This is a genomic window from Paenibacillus sp. MER 180 (genome assembly GCF_023713665.1).
GTDB lineage: Bacteria > Bacillota > Bacilli > Paenibacillales > Paenibacillaceae > Paenibacillus_B > Paenibacillus_B suaedae.
The window spans coordinates 17,000-38,763 of sequence record NZ_JAMAVT010000016.1; the positions used below are offsets into that span (position 1 = coordinate 17,000).

The 21,764-nt window shown below is 48.8% G+C and carries 20 protein-coding genes and 1 riboswitch; of the genes, 12 read left to right on the forward strand and 8 right to left on the reverse strand.

Annotated elements, in window-relative coordinates:
* The first annotated feature begins 297 nt into the window (after nt 1-297).
* The 7 genes from M3661_RS22550 (at nt 298) to M3661_RS22580 (ending at nt 6,378) form a co-directional block, all read left to right on the forward strand.
* Nucleotides 298-1,437 (forward strand): virulence factor, encoded by a 1,140-nt coding sequence (locus tag M3661_RS22550; RefSeq protein WP_251488787.1) that lies wholly within the window; start codon nt 298-300, stop codon nt 1,435-1,437.
* Between the two features lie 301 nt (nt 1,438-1,738).
* Nucleotides 1,739-2,131 carry a GntR family transcriptional regulator gene (locus M3661_RS22555; protein WP_251488790.1) on the forward strand — a complete coding sequence of 131 codons (393 nt, stop codon included), beginning with the start codon at nt 1,739-1,741 and terminating at the stop codon, nt 2,129-2,131.
* Nucleotides 2,128-2,829: an ABC transporter ATP-binding protein gene (locus tag M3661_RS22560; RefSeq protein WP_251488792.1), complete on the forward strand. Its 702-nt coding sequence runs from the start codon at nt 2,128-2,130 to the stop codon at nt 2,827-2,829. Before M3661_RS22555 ends, M3661_RS22560 begins: the two co-directional genes overlap by 4 nt.
* A 15-nt stretch (nt 2,830-2,844) precedes the next feature.
* Nucleotides 2,845-3,591 carry an ABC transporter permease subunit gene (locus tag M3661_RS22565; RefSeq protein WP_251488795.1) on the forward strand — a complete coding sequence of 249 codons (747 nt, stop codon included), beginning with the start codon at nt 2,845-2,847 and terminating at the stop codon, nt 3,589-3,591.
* Nucleotides 3,592-3,611: 20 nt separating this feature from the next.
* Nucleotides 3,612-4,535 carry an ABC transporter ATP-binding protein gene (locus M3661_RS22570; RefSeq protein ID WP_251488798.1) on the forward strand — a complete coding sequence of 308 codons (924 nt, stop codon included), beginning with the start codon at nt 3,612-3,614 and terminating at the stop codon, nt 4,533-4,535.
* A 57-nt stretch (nt 4,536-4,592) separates the two neighbouring features.
* Entirely contained in the window at nt 4,593-5,744 is a 1,152-nt protein-coding gene (locus tag M3661_RS22575) for an ABC transporter permease (RefSeq protein ID WP_021254738.1), read from the forward strand.
* Between the two features lie 244 nt (nt 5,745-5,988).
* Complete coding sequence (locus M3661_RS22580) at nt 5,989-6,378, forward strand: hypothetical protein (protein ID WP_065293914.1); 390 nt, start codon at nt 5,989-5,991, stop codon at nt 6,376-6,378.
* 31 nt (nt 6,379-6,409) lie between these two features.
* On the opposite strand, the gene M3661_RS22585 is transcribed toward M3661_RS22580, so the two are convergent.
* Nucleotides 6,410-7,696: a Gfo/Idh/MocA family protein gene (locus tag M3661_RS22585; RefSeq protein ID WP_065293913.1), complete on the reverse strand. Its 1,287-nt coding sequence runs from the start codon at nt 7,694-7,696 to the stop codon at nt 6,410-6,412.
* A 309-nt stretch (nt 7,697-8,005) separates the two neighbouring features.
* A riboswitch (Lysine riboswitch) is annotated at nt 8,006-8,197 on the forward strand.
* Nucleotides 8,198-8,307: 110 nt separating this feature from the next.
* Here M3661_RS22585 and M3661_RS22590 point away from each other — a divergent pair.
* The gene (locus M3661_RS22590; protein WP_251488801.1) at nt 8,308-9,756 is read left to right on the forward strand and encodes an amino acid permease; all 1,449 of its coding nucleotides are present in this window, start codon (nt 8,308-8,310) and stop codon (nt 9,754-9,756) included.
* Between the two features lie 198 nt (nt 9,757-9,954).
* Here the strand turns inward: M3661_RS22590 and M3661_RS22595 are convergent, their stop codons facing one another.
* From M3661_RS22595 to M3661_RS22610, 4 genes are all read right to left on the reverse strand, one after another.
* A complete protein-coding gene (locus M3661_RS22595) occupies nt 9,955-11,157 on the reverse strand; it encodes a transglutaminase domain-containing protein (RefSeq protein ID WP_065293911.1) in 1,203 nt (400 codons plus the stop codon).
* A gap of 348 nt (nt 11,158-11,505) precedes the next feature.
* Nucleotides 11,506-12,405 carry an alpha/beta hydrolase gene (locus tag M3661_RS22600; protein WP_065293910.1) on the reverse strand — a complete coding sequence of 300 codons (900 nt, stop codon included), beginning with the start codon at nt 12,403-12,405 and terminating at the stop codon, nt 11,506-11,508.
* Nucleotides 12,406-12,519: 114 nt separating this feature from the next.
* The gene (locus M3661_RS22605; RefSeq protein WP_251488804.1) at nt 12,520-13,200 is read right to left on the reverse strand and encodes a bifunctional 4-hydroxy-2-oxoglutarate aldolase/2-dehydro-3-deoxy-phosphogluconate aldolase; all 681 of its coding nucleotides are present in this window, start codon (nt 13,198-13,200) and stop codon (nt 12,520-12,522) included.
* A 39-nt stretch (nt 13,201-13,239) separates the two neighbouring features.
* On the reverse strand, nt 13,240-14,214 hold the full coding sequence (locus M3661_RS22610) for an ROK family protein (RefSeq protein ID WP_397376544.1): 975 nt from the start codon (nt 14,212-14,214) through the stop codon (nt 13,240-13,242).
* A 401-nt stretch (nt 14,215-14,615) separates the two neighbouring features.
* Here M3661_RS22610 and M3661_RS22615 point away from each other — a divergent pair, with 401 nt between their 5' ends.
* Entirely contained in the window at nt 14,616-14,825 is a 210-nt protein-coding gene (locus tag M3661_RS22615) for a hypothetical protein (protein ID WP_065293907.1), read from the forward strand.
* Nucleotides 14,826-15,008: 183 nt separating this feature from the next.
* Here the strand turns inward: M3661_RS22615 and M3661_RS22620 are convergent, their stop codons facing one another.
* The 3 genes from M3661_RS22620 to M3661_RS22630 all read right to left on the reverse strand — a co-directional run bounded on the left by M3661_RS22620 (nt 15,009) and on the right by M3661_RS22630 (nt 19,169).
* Nucleotides 15,009-15,701 carry a YkyA family protein gene (locus M3661_RS22620; protein WP_251488810.1) on the reverse strand — a complete coding sequence of 231 codons (693 nt, stop codon included), beginning with the start codon at nt 15,699-15,701 and terminating at the stop codon, nt 15,009-15,011.
* A 23-nt stretch (nt 15,702-15,724) separates the two neighbouring features.
* Nucleotides 15,725-16,585 (reverse strand): polysaccharide deacetylase family protein, encoded by an 861-nt coding sequence (locus M3661_RS22625; RefSeq protein ID WP_021254750.1) that lies wholly within the window; start codon nt 16,583-16,585, stop codon nt 15,725-15,727.
* A gap of 436 nt (nt 16,586-17,021) precedes the next feature.
* A complete protein-coding gene (locus M3661_RS22630; RefSeq protein WP_065292837.1) occupies nt 17,022-19,169 on the reverse strand; it encodes a DNA topoisomerase III in 2,148 nt (715 codons plus the stop codon).
* Between the two features lie 134 nt (nt 19,170-19,303).
* On the opposite strand from M3661_RS22630, the gene M3661_RS22635 reads away from it, so the two are divergent.
* The 3 genes from M3661_RS22635 (at nt 19,304) to M3661_RS22645 (ending at nt 21,763) form a co-directional block, all read left to right on the forward strand.
* Complete coding sequence (locus M3661_RS22635; protein ID WP_251488813.1) at nt 19,304-20,035, forward strand: TraX family protein; 732 nt, start codon at nt 19,304-19,306, stop codon at nt 20,033-20,035.
* A gap of 98 nt (nt 20,036-20,133) precedes the next feature.
* Nucleotides 20,134-20,859 carry a TraX family protein gene (locus M3661_RS22640; RefSeq protein ID WP_251488814.1) on the forward strand — a complete coding sequence of 242 codons (726 nt, stop codon included), beginning with the start codon at nt 20,134-20,136 and terminating at the stop codon, nt 20,857-20,859.
* Nucleotides 20,860-21,283: 424 nt separating this feature from the next.
* On the forward strand, nt 21,284-21,763 hold the full coding sequence (locus tag M3661_RS22645) for a glutathione peroxidase (RefSeq protein ID WP_251488816.1): 480 nt from the start codon (nt 21,284-21,286) through the stop codon (nt 21,761-21,763).
* Nucleotide 21,764 lies beyond the last annotated feature (1 nt).

Consider the following 21,764-nt stretch of genomic DNA (forward strand, 5'->3'; position numbering starts at 1 on the left):
CCCTGTCTCCATCACCAATTCGACTTCAGTTACCTGACTCCATACCATCTGACGGTCGCTATTCACAGCTGCTGACGTCCTTCCATCCTATGCATGCTCTTCTGCTTTGGTCGAATCCTTCTTTACTATGTATTACACAAATTGAGATGATCCAACCACCTTACAGACTGCAGCCTAATCCCCTTCACCGGGCAATAATGAAATGCCTGACAACTGCAAGCATGTTGCCTTCATTGTTCCCCACTCTCCGATAAGATACAATAGAAGCAAACCACACGCCAACGGAGGTGTATGTCAATGAACTTAATCACAATTGAACCGACGCCAAGTCCGAATTCCATGAAGCTCCACTTGGACGAAGCATTGCCTGCCGGCATTCGCCGTACCTATTCAGAAGACAATCGACGCTCTGCTCCCCCGCTGATCGCTAGCTTGCTCGACATCGAGGGCGTGAAGAGCGTATTCCATACCGCTGATTTTATCGCGCTAGACCGCTTCCCGAACGCAGACTGGGCTCGTATCCTTGATGAAGTTCGCGGCCTGTTCGGACAATCGCAAGCTGACAGCACCCAAGAGGAAGATCTGGCTTCTTGGACATCATTCGGTGAGGCACAGGTATATGTGCAATACTTCCGCAGCATCCCGATGCAAATTCGAGTGCAGGCCAATGGACAGGAAGAGCGCGTCGGCCTCTCCGATCGCTTCGTTCGTGCAGTAACGGAAGTAGCGAGCGCCACTCTAATCAAGGAACGCAAGCTCAGTGACTACGGAATTCGTTACGGAGAGCTTGCGGACATTGCACGCGAGGTTGAACAGGAACTGGAAGCAGCCTATACCGAAGAACGTGTAGCTTCCCTTGTGAAGCAAGCGATCGCAAAGGGACGCACAGATGAGCCATTTATTGAAGAGCGCCGAGAATGGTCAGATGAAGAACTCAAGCAGCATCTGAATAATCCAGATTGGCGTGTTCGTTACGCAGCTCTGGATCGAATGGAACCGACGCCAGAACGGCTTGAACTCATTGCGAAGGCGCTTCATGATGAGCAGAGCCAGATACGCCGCCTTGCTGTTGTGTATTTAGGGGAAATCAAAACCGACGAATGTATGCCCCTTCTCATTGAAGCTCTCAAGGATACTTCCGTTAGTGTTCGCCGCACAGCCGGAGATACGCTATCCGATATCGGTGATCCGATTGGGATCGAACCGATGATCGAAGCTCTCCAAGATAAGAATAAGCTCGTGCGCTGGCGCGCAGCCCGCTTCCTCTATGAAGCTGGTGATGACCGTGCGCTGACAGCACTTGAGCACGCCGCTCAAGATCCCGAATTCGAGGTTGCCTTGCAAGCACGCATGGCGATCGAACGCATCCGTTCCGGCGAAGAGGCTGTCGGAACAGTCTGGCAGCAAATGGCCCGTCTACGTGGACAAGGCGATTAATCTTAAAAGGAAAACCAATAGAAAGAGCAGCAATCCATGCGCAAGCAATGGGACGCTGCTCTTTTTTCGATCCTATTTCATTTTGTAGGACTATCCATATTATGCGCACCTATCTAAATTTGCATGACAGCATCTGTGTTTTTCGTACCGCCTAATCTTGCATGAACAGAGAGCCGCTTCTCTCCACTAAAATCCGCTGTTCATAAATTTATTTCTATTTTTTTCATTTTGCCTATTGTATTAAGTGTATCAAGTGATATAATACACTGTATACAAATAATACACCAAAGGAGGGAGCTCATTGAATGACGTGATGGTTGGCGGAATGCGATTCACGTTGGACTTAAGCAAACCACTCTACGAACAAGTACTTAATCAAATCCGAAGCTCCATCGCGAAAGGAGAAATCGCATTGGGTGAGAAAATTCCTTCGGTACGGGAACTTGCGCAATCGCTCAAAATTACACCGAATACGGTCATGCGCGCTTACCAAGAGCTCGAACGGGATCAGCTTACAGAGACACGCCGAGGACAAGGAACGTTTATTACGTCGAACGCCGAGGCTGTGGTGAGTATACGAACCTCTTTGGCGGAAGAGGCGATACAGGAGTTTTTAACGAAAATGTACAGCATAGGATATACACTGGACGATATTCAAAACCTATTAAATCATGAGGGAGGAAAGGAAGTATGAGTCAGTCTACAGCGATAAGAGTCGAGCATATTACGAAGCGCTACGGGAAGAAGCTCGCCCTCCACGACTTTTCTCTTGAAGTCCCAACAGGTAAGGTTGTCGGAATTCTAGGAGCGAATGGTGCAGGCAAGTCCACCTTGTTCCGTATGATCGCAGGCATGGTTCAACCGGAGCAAGGAACGGTTGAGGTACTCGGCCGCCAACCAAGCTGGGAGACGAACAGGGAAATCGCTTATTTGCCTGACCGCGCACGCTGGTTCGAAAAACATTCGGTCAAACAAGCACTGGATTGGGCAGAGCACCTATGGCCTGGCTTCGACCGGAAGCGGGCAGAGGAACTCATCTCCTTCATGAAATTGCAGTCCGATATGCCTGTGCGCGGCATGTCCAAAGGACAAGAAGCACGGCTAATGCTAAGCATGTGTATGGCACGGAATGTTCCTCTCCTCGTGCTGGATGAACCGTTCTCTGGTATCGATCTCATATCGCGAGAACGCATTATTTCGGCGATCATCGATAACTTGGCAGAACGTGAGCAGACCGTGTTAATCAGCACGCATGAAATACACGAAGCGGAGAGCTTGTTCGACTACGTGGTATTCATGGATAACGGTCAAGTGGTGCTGGAGGGCGACGTCGAGCAGCTGCGCAGTGAACAAGGCTCGATGGAATCCGTCTACCGCACCCTATACCGCTAAGAGAGGAGAATACGGATGAATACAAGCACCTTTTTATTTCTAGTTAAGGATGAATTCCGCCGCAGAAACTCGGCCAAACACTCGAACAAATGGTGGATGTTCTACGTTGCAGCAGGCATCCTCATCGGACTCATTTTTGCAGCTGTATTTGCCGACAATCTTGATCCATACGGGGTCATGTTTATGTCCTTCGGCTTCCCATATATTACTTTCGTCATTGCATTTGGCATCGTCATACGGGAATGGAAAAACGGTACTGCCGGATGGTGGCTGACACTCCCTTATCCAAGGCGATCGCTTATCCTATCGAAGTATGCAGCTAGCATTTGTACAGCAGTTATCATGCATATTATCTTCTGGGTCGGTGCCCAGCTGTTCGTTGCCTATGCGTTAATCTTAAAAGGAAATTTCGATTTTCACAGTCTTACCGCCTTCATGCAGACATCAGCGATCTGGTACGGCGTAATCATGATGGTCATTCCGTTCATGGCAGCTTTCGGTACGCTTACAGGAGTGGTCAGTCGTTCTCGCTTGAAGCCGTTAACTCCAATGCTGTGGATCGTATATGGTTTTTCGGGGAATTCCCTGTTCTGGATCTTGAAATCACCACATCTCAACAAGCTCCAACTTGCGCAGAATCCGAATGAGATATTTATCGTTCAGTCTCATGAATTCGGGTGGATTGCGCTTGGCATTATTCTCTTGTCTGGAATTCTCATAAGCGCAGCAACCGTTCTGATGAACAAACAAGTGGAGGGTTAACTCAAGGAGGTTCAATTAAGATGACACTGGCTATTGATGTATCGAATTTGCATAAAAAGTATGGGAATCACACCGCACTGAACAGTATTTCATTCCAAGTCCGTCCGGGAATTTGCTTTGGCCTGCTTGGCCCGAACGGAGCTGGCAAATCGACGACGATGAAGATCATCTCCGGCATTCTCCAACCGAATAGCGGCGCTCTGCGTGTATTTGGGATAGATGCCGTTAAAGAAGCCGCCAAGGTGCGGAACATAATCGGCTATGTCCCCCAAGGCATCACCTTGTATGAGAAGCTCAGTGCGTACGATAATTTGAAGTTTTTTGGAGAATTGTATGGCTTAAAAGGAAGCCAGTTGAAGGAACGCATCTCAACCGTACTAACACAGGTGGGGCTTCTGGATCGCGCTAAGGATGCCGTTGGCACCTTCTCTGGCGGCATGATGCGTCGCGTGAACATCGCTGCTGCACTCCTCCACCGTCCGAAGCTGCTTGTGCTGGATGAACCTACAGTCGGCATTGACCCACAATCGCGCAATCATATCTTCGAGATGATTCGCAAGCTGAAGCAAGAAGGGGTATCCATCATCTACTCGACTCACTATATGGAAGAAGTCGAAGCACTCTGCGAGGAACTCGCCATTATCGACCACGGCTCGGTCATTGCTCAAGGCGTCCTGCATGAACTGCTCGTGCAGCACGGCACGAATTCCGTATATGTCGAAACGGATAAGCAGACTGCAATTTCCTTCGATTCGATTCCTGGCACAGTGACTGCCCATGAAGAGGGCTGGATTATTGATACCGACGATACGCTGACAACGATGAACCGTATATCTGAACTTTGCCTTCAGCAGCAAGCGAAGGTTACTCGTCTCGAAATCGTGCAGCCTTCATTAGAAACGGTGTTCTTAAACTTAACCGGTACATCCCTGCGGGATGCGTAATAGGCGCTTTGGAGCGCAAAGTATTCGCAAGAGTACGATTCAAGGAGGAGAATTCGAATGATTACCAGCTTCACACGCAAGGAAATCCAATTGCTGCTTAAGGAAAAGGGTACCTTCTTCTGGCTCATCCTTATGCCTATCATCTTCATCGTGGTGTTTGCCTCTGTGTTCGGCAATATGGGGAACTCCAGCATCACGTTAAATTATGTCGATCAGGATCAGTCTCCTGCTTCGAAAGCGATTGTTGCATCGTTAGCCAAAGTGCAAGGTTTCCAACTGAAGGAAGATACAGAACGCACTCTTGATCAACAAATTACAAGTATACGTGATGGCAAGCAATCCTCCCTCCTGCTCATTCCGCAAGGATTTGAAGCCAGCATGAAATCAGGCAAAGGCTCTGCTGAAATGACACTCTATCGCGACGAGAACGACAACACCTCAACGGCTCCAATCAAAGCTGTGCTTGGGCGAATCGTCGATGAGCAGCGTCAGGTAAGCGCTGCGGAGCAGCTTGCAGCCAAAGGAATTCAGGGCGAAGAGATGAAGCAAATCTTCACCCCGCCATTCGTAGTTAAGGAGCAGATGGAGAACGTTGTTCCTGTTGATATGGTTAGTCAAGTCGTTCCTGGTTATACCGTTATGTTCGTGTTCTTCATTATTATCTCGATGGTTCGCCGCTTCATTCGGGACAAAGAAAGCGGGATGACGGCGCGCCTGTGCAGCACACCAATGAAACCGCTCAACTATTTAGTCGGCATGTGGGTTCCTTATATTATCGTTGTTCTCTTCCAAAGCGCGGTACTGCTGGCGTTCGGACACTTCGTTTATGGCATGCAGCTCGGTGATGTGCTCGCTATCGCATTAGTCGTCGCAGCACTTGGTATCTGTGTAACGGGTCTTGGCCTCTTCATCTCCCTTATCGCTAAGGGCGAGAATCAAGGGCTTGCCATTACCCAATTGATCGCGCTTGGCGGTGCGATGATTGGCGGGCTGTGGTTCCCGCATGAAATGATGCCGAAGTTCATGCAGACGATCGGCCAATTGCTTCCTCAATATTGGGCGCAGGATGCACTGAAGCGCATCATTTCCCACGGCGCTCATGTACAGGATGTGTGGCTGAATGCAGTCATTCTGCTCGGTATCGGAATCGCTGCACTTGTACTCGCATGGGTACAATACCCACGCTTTATGAAGCAGTCGATCGGTTAAGTCAAGGTCAAATCGCCAGAACCCTGAATTACTCGTAATAGCTTTTCCACTTATACAACTGCCCTGTAAAGGCTGATTCTGTTAGGTACAGAGTCAGCCTTTTTATTGCCTCGAATACATCGGCATTACTGTCCATTACGGTATAATATATTCCATATTACAGGAGGTGCATTCATATTCTGACACGAATAAGACTCCTTCCCCTTGCCCTTCTCATTTAACAACAATGAAAGGTAGGTCTGTCATGATACATCTACGACGAAGATTCATTTCCATTATGTTACTCGGATGCATACTCCCTGCACTAGTCGGATGCACGCAAGAGACCACCATTTATAAGGCAGCAAGCCTGGATTGGGACGTGCAGCTTTCTCAACCAACAGATACGGAATCATTTACGCTGGATATAAAGTATCATGGACCAGAACAGCATATACAGGATTTATCATTCCGTCTCACAAATCCGGATTTTGAACGCTCTGATTCTATATCTGATCTTAACTCTTCACATTATGCCGCACATTACAAATACCGGATTAAAGAGTTAAAACAACTTCAAGAACCTATTCGTATTCGACTAGAATGGGATCATCAACAAGAAACCCTTACATTAGAAAAAGCTCTCCGTGAGTAATCCGGAGAGCTTCTGACATTTACAAATAGAATTAGTTCATTGCGGGCTCTGCTTCGTTCGCCAATTGCTCGCGGACGAACTCTTCAATAGAGATAGTACGCTTCTCTATACGTGCCTTCTCCGCCGCAAATGACATCATATGGCTTTGAACAGATATATCAGCGGATGTACGTCCTTGCAATGCACCCTCCGCTTCTACCAGCCTCAGGAAGTCCTTCACGAGACCTTGGTCACCGCCGCCATGTCCAACATGTCCGCCTGGTGCTTGCAGGCTGAGCAGCTCTCTAAAGCCATTTTTGAAATGAATGATTTCAATCTCATTCTTCTCCATGTGAGCACGAATTTCACCAGTCGTTCCCATCAACTTCAACGTACGACCGGAGTCGTAAGTGAACGCCGTCATAGTGAATACCGCGGTTACCTCGTTCGCGAATTCCATGTTCACCACTTGATGGTCAACCACATCATTGTCGCAGTGGTATACGCAGCGGCCATATGGGCCTACCTTCAAGGCCTGGAGGCGAGATTCGTAGCTCATATCATCCGCAATAACCGATGTCGGCCAGCCAATGTCATCCGTCAAATACCACTTTGGCGCATAGTATGGGCACTCATCAGCGACAGGGCACCCATCCAGACAGCGCTTCGTTGCGCCTTCCGGCGCACCTTCTGGGCGGAAGTGCGACAATGTGCCGAAGGAAGAAATATGGGTACACTCGGCACCAGCAAGCCACAACAGGATGTCCATATCGTGACAGGACTTTTGCAGAATCATTGGAGAGGACTGTGCCGAATTGCTCCAATTGCCGCGCACGAAGCTGTGCGCCTGATGCCAGTAAGCAACATTCTCATTATGCTGAATGGACATAAGGCGGCCGATTCTTCCCTCTTCCAACATCTGCTTCAGTGTAGCGAAGAAGTTCGTGTAACGCAGTACATGACAGATTGAGAAGACAAGGCCTCTCTTCTTCGCCTCCTGCCCCATCTTAATACACTCTACTGGCTCTGGAGACATGGGCTTCTCCAGCATCACGTGATAGCCTGCTCCTAGTGCTGCCATCGTAGGTTCATAGTGCATCTTATCTTGCGTACAAATAAACACAGCGTCAGCAAGCTTCGGCTGAGAGAATAATTCTTCCCAAGAGGAAAATTGGCGTTCTGCAGGAATGCCATGCTTATCGGCAATACGCTGACGGCGGGCTGCACTCGGATCTGCCACAGCGACAACTTCCATCTCATACGAACGGCCAATCGCATAATCCGTATAGATTTCCCCGCGTTGACCGGCTCCAAGCAATGCTACAGTAACCTTCTTCATTTCCCATGCCTCCCTAAATGTCTGTCCCTATTGGTTCGTATTTGGTTCGTATAGATGTTTCCCAACTTGCGCTCTCTTTTCATCCATCTTATACCATGCGAGAAACCGCTTGCAAGGAGTAAAATTCCTTTTTTAAAAATATTTTTGGATTATTCAGCTCAAATGTTTGAAATCATACACAACTTTCCTAGATCAGATTTCTACTTTTTAACATTGAACTTACCGCTTCGTTTCATTATACTTAGCAAATATAAGTAACAATGATGGCTTGGCCATCTTCATAGTGCAACAAATCCTCATCCTATTCCACGATGAGGTAGAGGTTGCGGTTGTTAAGAGTACATTCGCGGAGGCAGGAAGAAGCCAATGATTCGAATGGGAAGGAACAACCGCCGAAGTTCGCGTAACCCGCTTCCGGGACGCATGCTGGGGTCGCTGTCGAATAGGCACGACACTGTCATACGCAGATTACCCGTCTACGTATGATGCGCTATCTTTAAGGAAGGGTATGATGGGGACGGTCAAACCGTTTGAACGTATACGCTTCAGCGGTTTTTTTATGTTCTCCGCTCCTTTCCGGTAATACTAAGATTAGAACAGGAGTGAGCAACATGAGTAAGCAACACAACGAGCAAGGGCTTCGCAGAAGCCTGAAGACACGCCACCTGACCATGATTGCGCTTGGCGGCTCCATTGGCACTGGATTGTTCCTTGCCAGCGGCGGCGCCATTGCACAGGCTGGCCCCGGAGGTGCGCTTCTCGCATATGCTGCAGTCGGCATCATGGTATATTTCTTAATGACAAGTCTTGGCGAGCTGGCGACCTACATGCCGGATTCCGGCTCATTCAGCACATATGCTTCGCGATTTGTAGATCCTGCATTCGGATTTGCGCTTGGCTGGAACTTCTGGTTCAACTGGGCAATCACGATCGCATCGGAGTTAGTCGCAGCTACGCTTATCATTAAATATTGGTTCCCGAACAGCAACTCTTTCATATGGAGCTTCCTGTTCTTAAGCATCATCTTCTTATTGAATTTCATCTCCGTTAAAGGGTACGGAGAGTCTGAGTATTGGTTCGCAATAATTAAAATCTCGACCGTCATCATCTTCCTAGTTACTGGCGTATTGATGATATTCGGCATCATCGGCGGAGAACGTATCGGATTCGAGAACTTCCATATCGGAGATGCGCCATTCCATGGCGGATTCTTTGCGATTCTTGGTGTATTTATGGTTGCTGGGTACTCGTTCCAAGGTACGGAGCTTGTCGGTGTTGCCGCCGGCGAAAGCGAAAATCCAAGCGAGAGTGTACCGCGAGCGATTCGCCAAGTATTCTGGCGCATTTTGCTTTTCTATGTTCTGGCGATATTCGTTATCGCAATGATCATTCCATATACACATCCAAGCTTGCTATCGAGCGAGGTCAATAATATCAATGCGAGCCCATTCACGCTCGTATTCGAGAAGGCCGGCTTCGCATTCGCCGCTTCAGTTATGAATGCAGTCATCTTGTCATCCGTGCTGTCCGCGGGCAACTCTGGCATGTACGCCTCAACACGCGTGCTCTGGGTGCTTGCGAAGGAAGGCAAGGCGCCGAAGTTCCTTGGCAAGCTGAACAAGCGCGGCGTACCGGTCAATGCGCTTATTATGACCAGCATCATCGGCATGATGGCATTCCTAGCCAGCTTTTTCGGAGATGGGATTGTCTATACGTGGCTGCTGAGTGCATCCGGCATGTGTGGATTCATTGCTTGGCTAGGCATTGCAGTCAGTCATTACCGATTCCGACGAGCATTCAACAAGCAAGGTCATGACCTGAAGGAGCTGCCTTATCGTGCCCGCTTCTTCCCGTTCGGTCCGATTTTCGCCTTCGCGCTCTGTATGTTCGTTGTACTTGGTCAGAATTATCAAGCCTTCCTCGGAGAAGCGATCGACTGGCAAGGGTTGATGATGACCTACATCGGTCTGCCGCTCTTCCTAATCATATGGTTTGGCTACAAGTTCAAGCATCGGACGAAGGTCATTCCACTCGAAGAATGCAAGTTCGACCATAAATAATCAATCTCCATATCATCTATGAAATAAGACCCTGCTTCACGCATTTAGTTGCGTAAAGCAGGGCCTTTGTTAGATAGTCCCACCGCTTCTTCTCGTAGTTAAAACTCCTGTTATTCATTCCTATGATTTCATTCTTGTTGTGAATTTAATTCCTAATGTGGTTTCCCACACAGCTCTCATACTGATGTTATTGTCCCCTTATTTCTGAAGCTGAATATCGACCAATAGGTCATCACTGTTATTCAACGTAGATACTCTGTATTCGAACGGAGTGGACAATCCGAGCTTGTCCAACATATCATGCAGGTCTGCCCGCAGGTCCAGTTCGTTGCCTATATAGCGAATCTGGAACAGCTCCCGGTTCGCCTTCTGTGCAGACCGATAGCGTTCTACTAGTCCGTTCACATCCTTGACCTGCCGTTCTGGAAGCAGCACATCCGGACTCCAGCCGCGCTCCAACTCTGTAACGAATGAGCGCAGGCTCTTGTCCGTCCCTTGGCGCATCTGATTCAAGACATGCTCATAAGGGTCGTTAGCCTTCGGAAGCTCCGTACTTTCCTCCCAATCATGATCGGTTCTCATCTCCGCATCGGTGCGCATATAGTACGTGTAGCGTACCTGCTTGCCTCGATCCGGAAGCGGGTCGTCCCATGTCGCATCAACATGATACCATTTCCCATCAAGTTCAATCAGGTTCCAAGCATGGAGCAATCCGCCCGCCTTACCCTCGACAATCTTGGATGGAATGTTCGCCTCTTCCAGCATAGCCTGCATGAGCAGCGCATATCCTTGGCATACGGTTGTACCTTCCGTTAGCGCCTCATAGGCAGTAAATTTCGTCATACCCTCGTCATAGGTCACGTGACTGACAATATAATCATGAATTGCTTTTACTTTGAGATGCGGGGATTGTCCTAGACTCGTTATGTTTCTTACGATTTCCTTGGCTTGCTCCCTTACATATTGTGACTGTTCGTACGTCTCACGGTAGTCCACATACACATTGACGACTGCAGAATCCGTACTGCCTTTCCATTGATAGGAGTACTTGCTGATGTTATACCGAATGAACGGATCCGAGTATAATGCTGCCGACAAGGACTTGCCTGCCATCTCTGTTAAGGATTTCGTGTCACCTTCGTATCGAAATGAAATGGCCGCTTCTCTGCGAGTGAACTGCTCGCTCAGCCATTGTTTCATCTCCGATTGACTATGCAGCGTTATCATAGATGAGCGCGCCTCAACCGTAGGCCATAAAGCGAAGCCAACCATGATTCCCAACAGAACACTTCCCAGCATCAGCATTCGGAATATAGAGACTCTAGGGAATCGAATCCATCTCCTCGCTCGCCTCTGCCTCGCTCGCTGTAGGCGCGATGGAGTCTGTGAATCGATGTACATGCCTTCACCACCTTCGCATCAGCGGAGAACATCCGCCTATGTGTGCTAGGTAGCGTAACATAGCGCTATCGCAAAAGCTGTCTAGTTATAGCGTGCCAATCGAAAGTGTGAATTCGCTGCCTTTCTGTCGCGCTCGACATGCTGCGGCAGCAAGAGCCGGGAATTGCATCGTATTCCGAAGGATTGTAGCGATTCGAACATGAGGAATATGACGAGGGGTAGCGAACCGATGCAGCATTTGCCTATAAAAAATATTAAAAAAAGTTATTCTCAGTGTACGAAAACATACAAGCCCACCTCTCCCCCAGAAGGTCAAGCCTTAGAGAGAAGAGATGGGCTTGCTTATCCCTATATATCCAATTGACGCTTGAAGAATGGGATCACTTCCGCCCAGAAACGCGAATCAGTCTCCGAACAGCTATGCCCATTCGTATCAACAAAGAGATGCGATTGCTCATACGGTAAGCGTTCAACAAGCTGCTCAAGCTCACTAGGGGGAATAAATCCATCTAGTCGAGAATGAACCATATAGACGGGGATCCTGCCTGCCGTCCGCACATGATGGTCGGCTAAGATTTGACCTACATCCAAGCCGTCGTATACTGCAACCGGAATACGGGAGCGATAAAGCCATATACGAGGTATAACCACTGCCAGCGGAAATGCCGGCAGCTTGCGCCGTCTGAGCTCAGCTTCTACCATGGACAGCGGGCGGGACGGCATGGAATCCGTTACAATTGCCCTTACGTTCAGCCCTTCCTCAAGGGCCAAAACCGCACCGAAGCCTCCCAAGGAATGGCCGAGGACTGCAATCCGATCCGGATCTACATCCGGCCTTTGACGTACGTAGCGGACTGCGGCCAGCATATCATCACGAAATAACAGCGCCGATGGTGCCTTTACGGCCCCGCTCTCGCCGTGACTTGTCACGTCGTAGACCAATACATTGAAACCTGCATCTACCAGCGGGATCGCGTACCTCATCACCCTCGCTCGGTTCGATCCCCATCCGTGCGAGATTACGATAACCGGCGCTCGCTTCGCAGGGGAGTTCCCTTTGCCCCATATGAACCACCCTTGCAGGGATGCAGTCCCTTCGAACACCACTCGATCGAAGGGACGTTCCGGTTCCTTATGTATCGGAATCGGACGCGGGGACTGACTCTTCACCGCAAGCATCCAAGTACCGCTTGCGGCACTGCCAGCAAGCACGAGTGTGCCTATTCCATATGTCCACAGCATAGCCATAGGATTCGCCTCTCTTTACACCACTACCGTAGAATTGATTCGAATTAAGATCTATGTATATCATTCACGCAATCACATGATTTCACACCCGTTCCACGCTCTATGGATTTCTGGTCATCGCCGAACGGGATCAAGCATGCGAACCGCCTCAACGAACTGAATTGCATTTGCAGTGAGGGCTTCATCATTGCCCGAATTCATATATTCCTTGGGAAGAAGCTTGGAACCAAGTCCGAATGCGGACGCTCCTGCAGTTCCGTATGCGGATATCGTATGTAAGTCGACTCCTCCTGTTGCAATGATCGGAATGTGATCAAGAGGACCTCGGATCTCTCGGATGTATTCAGGCCCCAATGTACCAAGCGGGAATAGCTTGACGGCCTTCGCCCCTGCCTTCCACGCTCGTACAATCTCAGTAGGTGTTAGTACTCCAGGCCATACATCGATTCCACGCTCAGCTGCATATGCGATTACTTCTTCATCCAAATTCGGAGAGATGAGGAACTGCGCTCCGCATTCCAATGCTTCACGAGCCGAGGGCAAATCAATCACTGTGCCTGCACCGATATAGGCCCGCCCCGCAAATCGCTCACGCCAATGGGAGATAATCGCTGTAGCTTGCTCTGTATTCATCGTCACTTCCATGAATTGAATGCCGCCTGCCACCAACGCCTCCGCCGCTCTATTAGCAAGTTCTCCTGTATAGCCGCGGAATATTGCGACAATGCGCTCTTGAAGCATTCGCTCGGTGATATCAGCACCGTAGGGGAAATTCAGAACATCTCGATCCGACATCGTTACCCGTTCCTCCCGATTATCTTGTCTCTCTTCCTCTTATACAGACACGTGTCCGAGCTTCTCTGCACGGCTTTTCGCAAAGGCTGCACTCCCAATAACGCCTCCGTCATCAATCAGCTCTCCTTGGCGTATCGTCAAACGCTCCAAATAACCGTGATACACATAACGCTTCAATGTGTCTCGTACAGGCTTCATAATACGTTCACCTGCAAGTGCACCGCCGCCGCCGATTACAATCATATCCGGGCTGAGCAGCGAGATGGAATACGCCAAACCCTTACCAAGCACCTGCCCTGTATGCGTCATAATCTCGATTGCGAGCTCATCGCCTTTATCGTAAGCCTGTGAGACGTGAGCTGCGGTCAGTTCACCGCGCTCAAATGGTGTGCGCAGCAAGCTCTCGCGACCCTGCTCAAGCGCTTCCTTCGCTTGTCGCGCAATGCCAGTGGCGGATACGACAGTCTCTAGACAGCCCGTCAAGCCGCAACCGCATGGCGTCGTCTCGCCATCAATCGCTACATGCCCCAATTCGCCTGCCATGAAGCCACTACCATAGTGAAGCTCTCTATTGACAACCGTCGCAGCCGCAAGCCCCGTACCAATCGTGACCCCGTGTACAACTCCTGCACCGCGTCCTGCACCGCTCATCGCCTCACCAAATACATACATACGCACATCATTATCAATAAAAACTGGTACGCCTACCTTAGCGCCAAGTCGACCAGATACATCTACGTTGTCCCACTTCAAGTTGGATGCAAACACACATACGCCGCGCACTGGATCAATGAAACCCGGAATCCCAGCTCCAACCGCTATAAGAAGACTGCGATCCACCCCTGCCGTGACGAACAGTTCATCAACCATATCAGACATTTTATTCAATACATGCTCTACACCAAGATCAACCTCTGTCGGCCGCTTTACCTTGGCTATCAGCTCATATTGCTCATTGACCAACCCACATACAATGTTCGTTCCGCCCAGATCAATCCCAACCATATACTGCACCATTGATTGCTCTCCTCGCCTTCCCATTCTTTCTATTTGTTTTTTGTAACTGCTTACATCACTAAATATACTCATATGCCGTATTTCGATTATAGCATGATGCCTTCCATCATTTGTGTGAAGATACCCTTTCATTTGATCATGGTACACACGTATATGTTCACATCGTACAATCCGTGATTCGAACCTGTCAATGCTCGCTTGCATCTCCTTCCATCGTCATAATTTCGCCTTAAAATCGCCTTAATATTGGAAGCGAAATGACAGACGAGCGGCTGTGAAATCGATATAATAGAAACTGTGATCCTTATCACAATGCTTGGTAGGAAGACCACTGATTCAGGTTAGACGATCGATAACTGTCTTGCTTGATGGCAACGCTTATAAAGAGGTGTATATCCATGACGTATGTAGATATCAGTTCAATCTCGCCACAATTGTTCGTAACGATCCTATTTTTCCTGCTCATCGTCTGTCCGCTGCTTAGTCTTGGCGTTGTGCGCTTATTCCAGCAGCGAATCAAGGTAGGGATAACGTATATTGCATCGGCGCTTGTCTCTTACGTTGTCTTTCTCATTGTGGCAGACTTCGTACACCGAACATGGAGCTAGAGATAGAGCTCATTCCATGTGTTTACCTGTTCGGATTCGGCGCTCTTACACCATACAAAAAGACCGTTCCAAAGCAGTCTAGCTGCTTCGGAACGGTCTTTTCTTCTTTTACTATTCGGATGATTCTCCTATACGATAGCCCGCTTCTTGCTGACACGGTATGTCCGGCTCACTTCGTATAACTTACGAATTCGCGCCTTCGCCTTCTTTCTTCTCTGTGCCAGTTACTTGCATTCCAGCCTGCTTGTAGAATTCAGACTTCTTCGTATTGAACGATTTCGTATAGTCATTGAACTGGATCTTCAACTGCTCAACCTGGCGATAAGCCTCGTTGCGATCAGATACAGCCTTCGTAATTGTCTTCAGCTTCGTATCCTTCTGCTTCAGCTCGTTATACAAGGCTTGCTCTTGCTGAATCCATTTTCCATACTTCTCGTACATGGAAGTGAAGGTTTCGTAGCGCTTCACATAAGCGTTATATGCCTCTGTTGCTTGCTTCTTCAAGCCTTCTTCCTTCAAATTGCTGATTGCGCCGTCGAGCTCGCCCATCTTCTTGCGAGCGTCGTCCAGCATGCTCTTCAGTTGATCCATCGCCTGTGTCCGCTCTTCAAGCGACTTGCTCGAATTGTCGATCAGCGTCTGTACATTGCGATTGTCCTGCTTGCCCTGAGACAAGATGCTGTTGTATTGCTTGCTGTCCTTCGCTTCCAGCGTGCTCAGCGTCTTCACCGCTTCAGCAACGTCCGCTTCCGCTGCGGATGCCTTCTCGAAGCCTTCAAATATTTGTGTCGTCGGTGCAGCGCCGCATCCAGTCAAGCCAATAAGCAGAACGGATGCCAACGCGACAGCGGCGGTTAGCTTTTTCCAACTAGCCAATGTGTTAACCTCCTATCCCTATGCTACAATCGTTTGTCGTGATGGAAATTGCATACGAAATGCGCATTCGGGTCGTACACTTCGAACTCGTAGCCCTTGCTTTGAATGTAATCAATAATGGCTGGCAATGCATCTAAGGTCTGCTGACGATCATGAAGCAAAATAACTTCAACATCTTCCGTCAGACCTGCCTTTACTTGCTCTAGTACTCGATTTGGTTGACCGATATATTTCCAATCCCAAGAGTCAAGTGTCCAATCCCACATTTTAAACCCTGCATCTGCGATATCCTTACGGAATGACTCACCAATTTGCGGAGCGCTGCCATATGGGGCACGAATCATCGTAGGCTTGAAGCCTGTCAATTCTTCAACGATTCCCTGCGCTTCCTTGAATTCATTAATGAAGTTCTGGGAGCCGCCGCTCTTGTACAGCTTCGCATAATCATGTGTCATACTGTGAAGTCCTGGGTAATGTCCATCTTTCATCATGCGCTTCACGGCATCCGGGTATTGTCTCATGTTATCGCCAAGCATAAAATAAGTAGCTTTAATATTATGCTTATCCAATAAGTCCATCATATCATTGGAATATTTGCTCGGCCCGTCGTCAAATGTCAAGTAAGCGACCTTGCGTGTTAAGCCGTTATACTCCTTCGGTGATTCCTTCTCTTGTGATACTTGTGCTGCTGTTCCAAATGGAACGACTTCTGTCACGATCAATTCGCTGCCAGATGCTGAGTCTGATCCGAGCAAGCTCTTCGCTCCAGCGTATATTCCGACGCCGACGGCGACAAGAAGCATGAGCAATACGGTGCGTCCAATTAACTTTTTGCGTTTTTTACGGCGACGGTTGCCGGCCGACACCACACCTCGATCCATCATTATCCTTATCCACTTCCTTCTAGCGACTTGTTTCGACAACTACTATAATATAAATCTACCATTAGGGCATTACAGAAACATTACAACTCACTATATTTTATCAAAAAATAGAGACAATGTTGTTACCATTTCAAGAAAATGGTTACAAGACTATGAAAAAGTTAACAAAAAGGCCCTCTGACCACGAAGAATCGGTACAGAGGGCCTATCTATGACAATGAAGCATATGCTCATATAGGCCATACGACCCTCCTAAGCCGCTTCATTTTACAAGTATGATGTCGCTGTTTACGGTTCAACACCATTCGCTATTGTTTGACTCAATTCGAAGTCCCACAGTAAGCACAAGGTCTCTTTTATCTATTTACTGCTCTTGCAGCTCTTGCTGCTCTTGCAGCTCTTGCAGCTCTTGCAGCTTTTACTTTTACTTTTACTTTTACTTCTCCTCCTGCTTCGCCATCGCTGCCTTCAGCAGATCCCCTAGACTGTTTCCGATTGACTCCTGCTTCTCGTATTTCTTAATCAAATTCCGTGTCTCATGCTTGCGCGCCTTGCCCCCGCCCTCTTCCAGCTTCTCTGTAATATTGCATGCGAGACATTGTACATACTTGCCTGCCTTGCCGATCTTGAACTCCATCTTCTTATGGCACTGTGGACAGCGGCGATTCGATAGCTGCTTCTCGTCAGAGCGCTTGTAGTCACAAGATTTGCTGGAACAGATAAGGCGTGTTCCGCGTTTCGACTTCCGTTCCATCAGACGCGAGCCGCATTCCGGGCAATGACGGTTCGTCAAATTATGCGGTTTGTACTCGGCGCTGCTCGTCTTCACTTCTTTGACCAACTGTTCGGTCATATCCCGAATCTGATTCATGAACGATGATGTGCGCGCTTCGCCGCGGGCAATGCGCTCCAACTCCCGTTCCCATCGTGCAGTAAGCTCGGGTGAACGCAGTTGTTCAGAGGTAAGGCGAATCAACTGCTCTCCCTTGCCAGTCGGTTGAAGTGAAGCTCCTTGGCGCTCAATCGTATCCGAAGATACCAGCTTCTCAATAATATCCGCACGAGTTGCTGGCGTACCCAGGCCGTGTTTCTCCATCTGTGTCAGCAAAGTCGCTTCCGTATAGCGTGCCGGCGGCTTGGTGCGGTCTCTGCGCGTCATGACCCGCTTTACCGCAAGCTTCTCCCCTTGCGTCAAACTCGGGAGACGCTGATCCTTATTCCACGCCGATTGATTGTCGTGCTCTTGATCCTCATTCGAGGACGCATCGTCCCAATCGCCTTCATAGGCTTGGCGCCAGCCGCTGTCCAGCATCGTGCGGCCCTTCGCATATAGTCGTTCGCCGCCAATCTCGATGGTAACTGCGACTTGCTCGTACTTCGCCGCAGGCAGGAACAGTGCCAGATAACGCCGCGCGATCAGGTCGTACAGCTTGCGCTCATCTGTAGACAATGCTGACAACCGCAGCGGCTCATCAGTTGGAATGATCGCATGGTGATCCGTTACCTTGCTGTCGTCCACAATACGCTTCGTAACAGACAGACTGCCGCGTATGAGAGACTTCGCAACCACAGCATATGGACCGATCGCCATCGCGCTCAATCGCTCCTTCAATGTACCGACCATATCTGAGGACAAGTACCTGCTGTCCGTTCGCGGATACGTGACGAGTTTATGCTGCTCATACAGACGCTGCAGTACATTCGAGGTTTGCTTGGCCGAGAATCCATAACGGCGGTTCGCATCCCGCTGCAGTTCCGTTAGGTCATAAGCGAGCGGGTGCGGCTCACTCTTAGTAGACTTCTTCAGTTCCGTCACGACCGCTTGCCGACCATTCTGCAGCTTGGCTGCTGTTGCCTGCGCCGACTGTTCGTTGAAAATGCGGCCATCTCCATTCGTACCGCGCCATACCGCTTCGAAGCCGCCGCAATCGACGTGAATGGTGTCATATTCTTCAGAGCGGAAATTCTTAATCTCCTGTTCGCGCGACATCATCATCGCAAGCGTTGGCGTCTGTACACGCCCTGCGGACAATGGAGTCTCGAACTTGCAGGTTAAGGCGCGAGTCACATTCAAGCCGATCAGCCAATCCGCTTCTGCCCGGCAGCGAGCAGACTCATACAGCCGATCGAATTGATTGCCTGGCTTCAGCTGGCGGAATCCTTCCTTAATCGCCTTATCCGTCTGCGACGAGATCCATAGGCGGCGGAACGGCTTGTTCCACTTCACCATTTCCATGACCCAGCGCGCCAAGAGTTCTCCTTCCCGGGCGGCATCTGTTGCAACGATCAGTTCCTTAATATCCTGTCGCTTACACAGCTGCTGAACAACCTTAAATTGATGAGACGACTCCCGCAGCACCTTTAGCTTCATCTTCTGCGGGATCATCGGTAAGTCTTCTAGATTCCATGTCTGATACTTCTTATCATAGTCTTCTGGCTCCGCCAATCCAACCAAATGGCCTAATGCCCATGTGACAACATAGTCAGGCCCTTCGAAATATTGTTTATGAGACGTGCGGCATCCAAGCACCCGGGCAATCTCACGACCGACCGACGGCTTCTCTGCAAGTACGAGTGATTTCATACATCCATTCCTTCCCTTCATTCTGCTGCCCCTATTATAGCATGACCTTCAACCGACTTCTGGCTTCTGATATGATAAGGGTGTTGTGTTTAGCAATTTGCATGGCTTATATAGGGAAAGGAGAAACTAAAGTTATGTCGTTCAACGCCTTTCAGCTGAAGCTGCTTGCAGCCATGCTCATGACATTGGATCATATACAGGCATACTTTCCGGACTCCGTACCTCTCGCTTTTCATTGGCTCGGCCGCATATCAGCACCCATCTTTTTCTTCCTGCTTATCGAAGGCTATACATACACCCGCAATCGGAAGCGTTATATGCTCCGTCTTGCTGCTGGAGCTGCCTGCATGGCTATCGGAAGCACATTACTCCTCCAGTTGCTGCCCGGCGGTACGATCCCGAACAATATTTTTCTATCGATGCTCGGGGCGCTAGTCCTACTGGCATCCTATGAATGGACGCTGCGTTCCGAATCCGGTGCTGCAGGATGGATGCTCTGTTGTGCGGTAGCCGTTGCTATGGTTGTTGGCGTCGAATTCAGCTGGCTAGCCGTATCCATGACCCTCGTGTTCTATTTGTTCCGTGGACGCAAGCGAGCGATGGCAATTGCATATATCACCTCGTCTCTCGTGTTCACAGTCGGGCTCGATTTGTTCGATATGTTCATTTACGGTGAGACAGCGATGTGGGTCGAAGAATATAGCTTGTGGACCTATTCGCAGTGGATGATGGTATTCGCCATTATTCCCATTGGGTTATACAATCAGCGCCGCGGGTACCAGTCCATGTGGGCCAAATATGGATTCTACTTGTATTACCCGCTCCATATCTGGATCCTGTATGCAGGCAGTATTATGTTTGAATGAAGGAAATCTATGAGCCAACGCTGACTAGCTCCCATTCTACAGCGAATTAAGCTGGCACCTACGAACAACAACATCAGAATAGAATTGGAGGATTCAATGTGCGTTTGGATGGTTTCAAATTAAAACTGCTCGGCATAACGCTTATGCTACTTGACCATATGAAGCAGTTTCTGCCGGATATGCCTATATGGTTCGGATGGCTTGGCCGCATTGTCGCTCCGATCTTCTTCTACTTCATTGTAGAAGGCTTCTTCCACACACGGAACCGAGGCAAATACATGCTCCGCTTATTTACATGGGCGGTCATTACCAAACTTGGCAGCACACTGCTTACGCTCGCCCTGCCAAGTGAGTCTATCAGCATCATGAACAATATCTTCTTATCCCTACTGCTGGCGCTTCTTCTTCTAACTGCTATCGAATGGACGAAACAGTCTCGCAACTATGCGCTAGGAACCCTGTACATCATTCTTACTATTTTTGGCGGATCAATTACAGAAGCATCCATACTTGGTGTGGCCATAACACTGATCTTCTACCTGTTCCGCGAGCGCAAGGGACTGATGGCATTCGCATACGTAGTCGTAATGCTGCTTATCTCCCTAGGGCTCGGATCACTCGGTGTCCCAACTGAAGAAGTATTCTCCTATGACAATTTATTTGTTCTGAACTACCAGTGGATGATGATATTCGCAATTATCCCGATACTGCTCTACAACGGAGCACGTGGTTATCATGCCAAGTGGTCCAAGTATATGTTCTATGTCTTCTATCCGGTGCATATTTGGATTCTGTATACAATCGGAGTGCTCATTCGAGGATAAAAGGGATTGGGCTATCTCCTCCATAGCTATTGAACCAGCATGGAGCGGGGCAGCCCTGTTTCTGTTGAACGCTATTGGATGGGATAGAGTGGACAAAGTAACGCTATGATTATTACCTAGATACGACAGTAACCTGCCATTTGGATTGCCTTTGAAAGCGCAGCTGTCTTGTGTACAATTGTTGCGGATGTGCGATCAGAGGCACCTCCACCCTAATTATATTGTACACAATTTAATTTTGCAAAATACAATTGCATCTATTCGTGTTCCATGCTATAACTATTACAACAACTATGCCACATCCCTTCCCTCACAGCTGTCACATGTTTGGCGTGACCGATTTGAAGGAATGAAGCGTGTATGTACGTGTAAACTGCCATTCATCATTTCATCTCAATGATGACAACAAAGGAGAGAACGAATAATGACTACGGTATATGATTATTCCGTTAAGAAGCCTAATGGAGAAGTAACATCGTTGGATAGCTATGAAGGTCATGTAATCCTTATCGTCAATACTGCCAGCAAATGCGGCTTCACCCCTCAATTTACTGAGCTTCAGCAATTGTATGATCAGTATAAGGACAAAGGGTTGGTCGTTCTCGGGTTCCCTTGTGACCAGTTCGGCAATCAAGAGTTTGGAGACATGAAGGAGACGATGGAGTTCTGCCAATTGAATTATGGCGTCAACTTCCCTATGTTTGCGAAGGTTGATGTGAAGGGCGACAATGCAGAACCGCTGTTCCAACACTTGGTAACAGAGAAGAAGGGGCTGCTGGGAAGCACTGACATTAAGTGGAACTTCACGAAGTTTCTCATCGACCGCAAGGGCATTGTCATGAAGCGATATGCACCTCAGACGTCCCCTTCTAAGCTGAAGGAAGATATAGAAGCCTTGCTGTAAG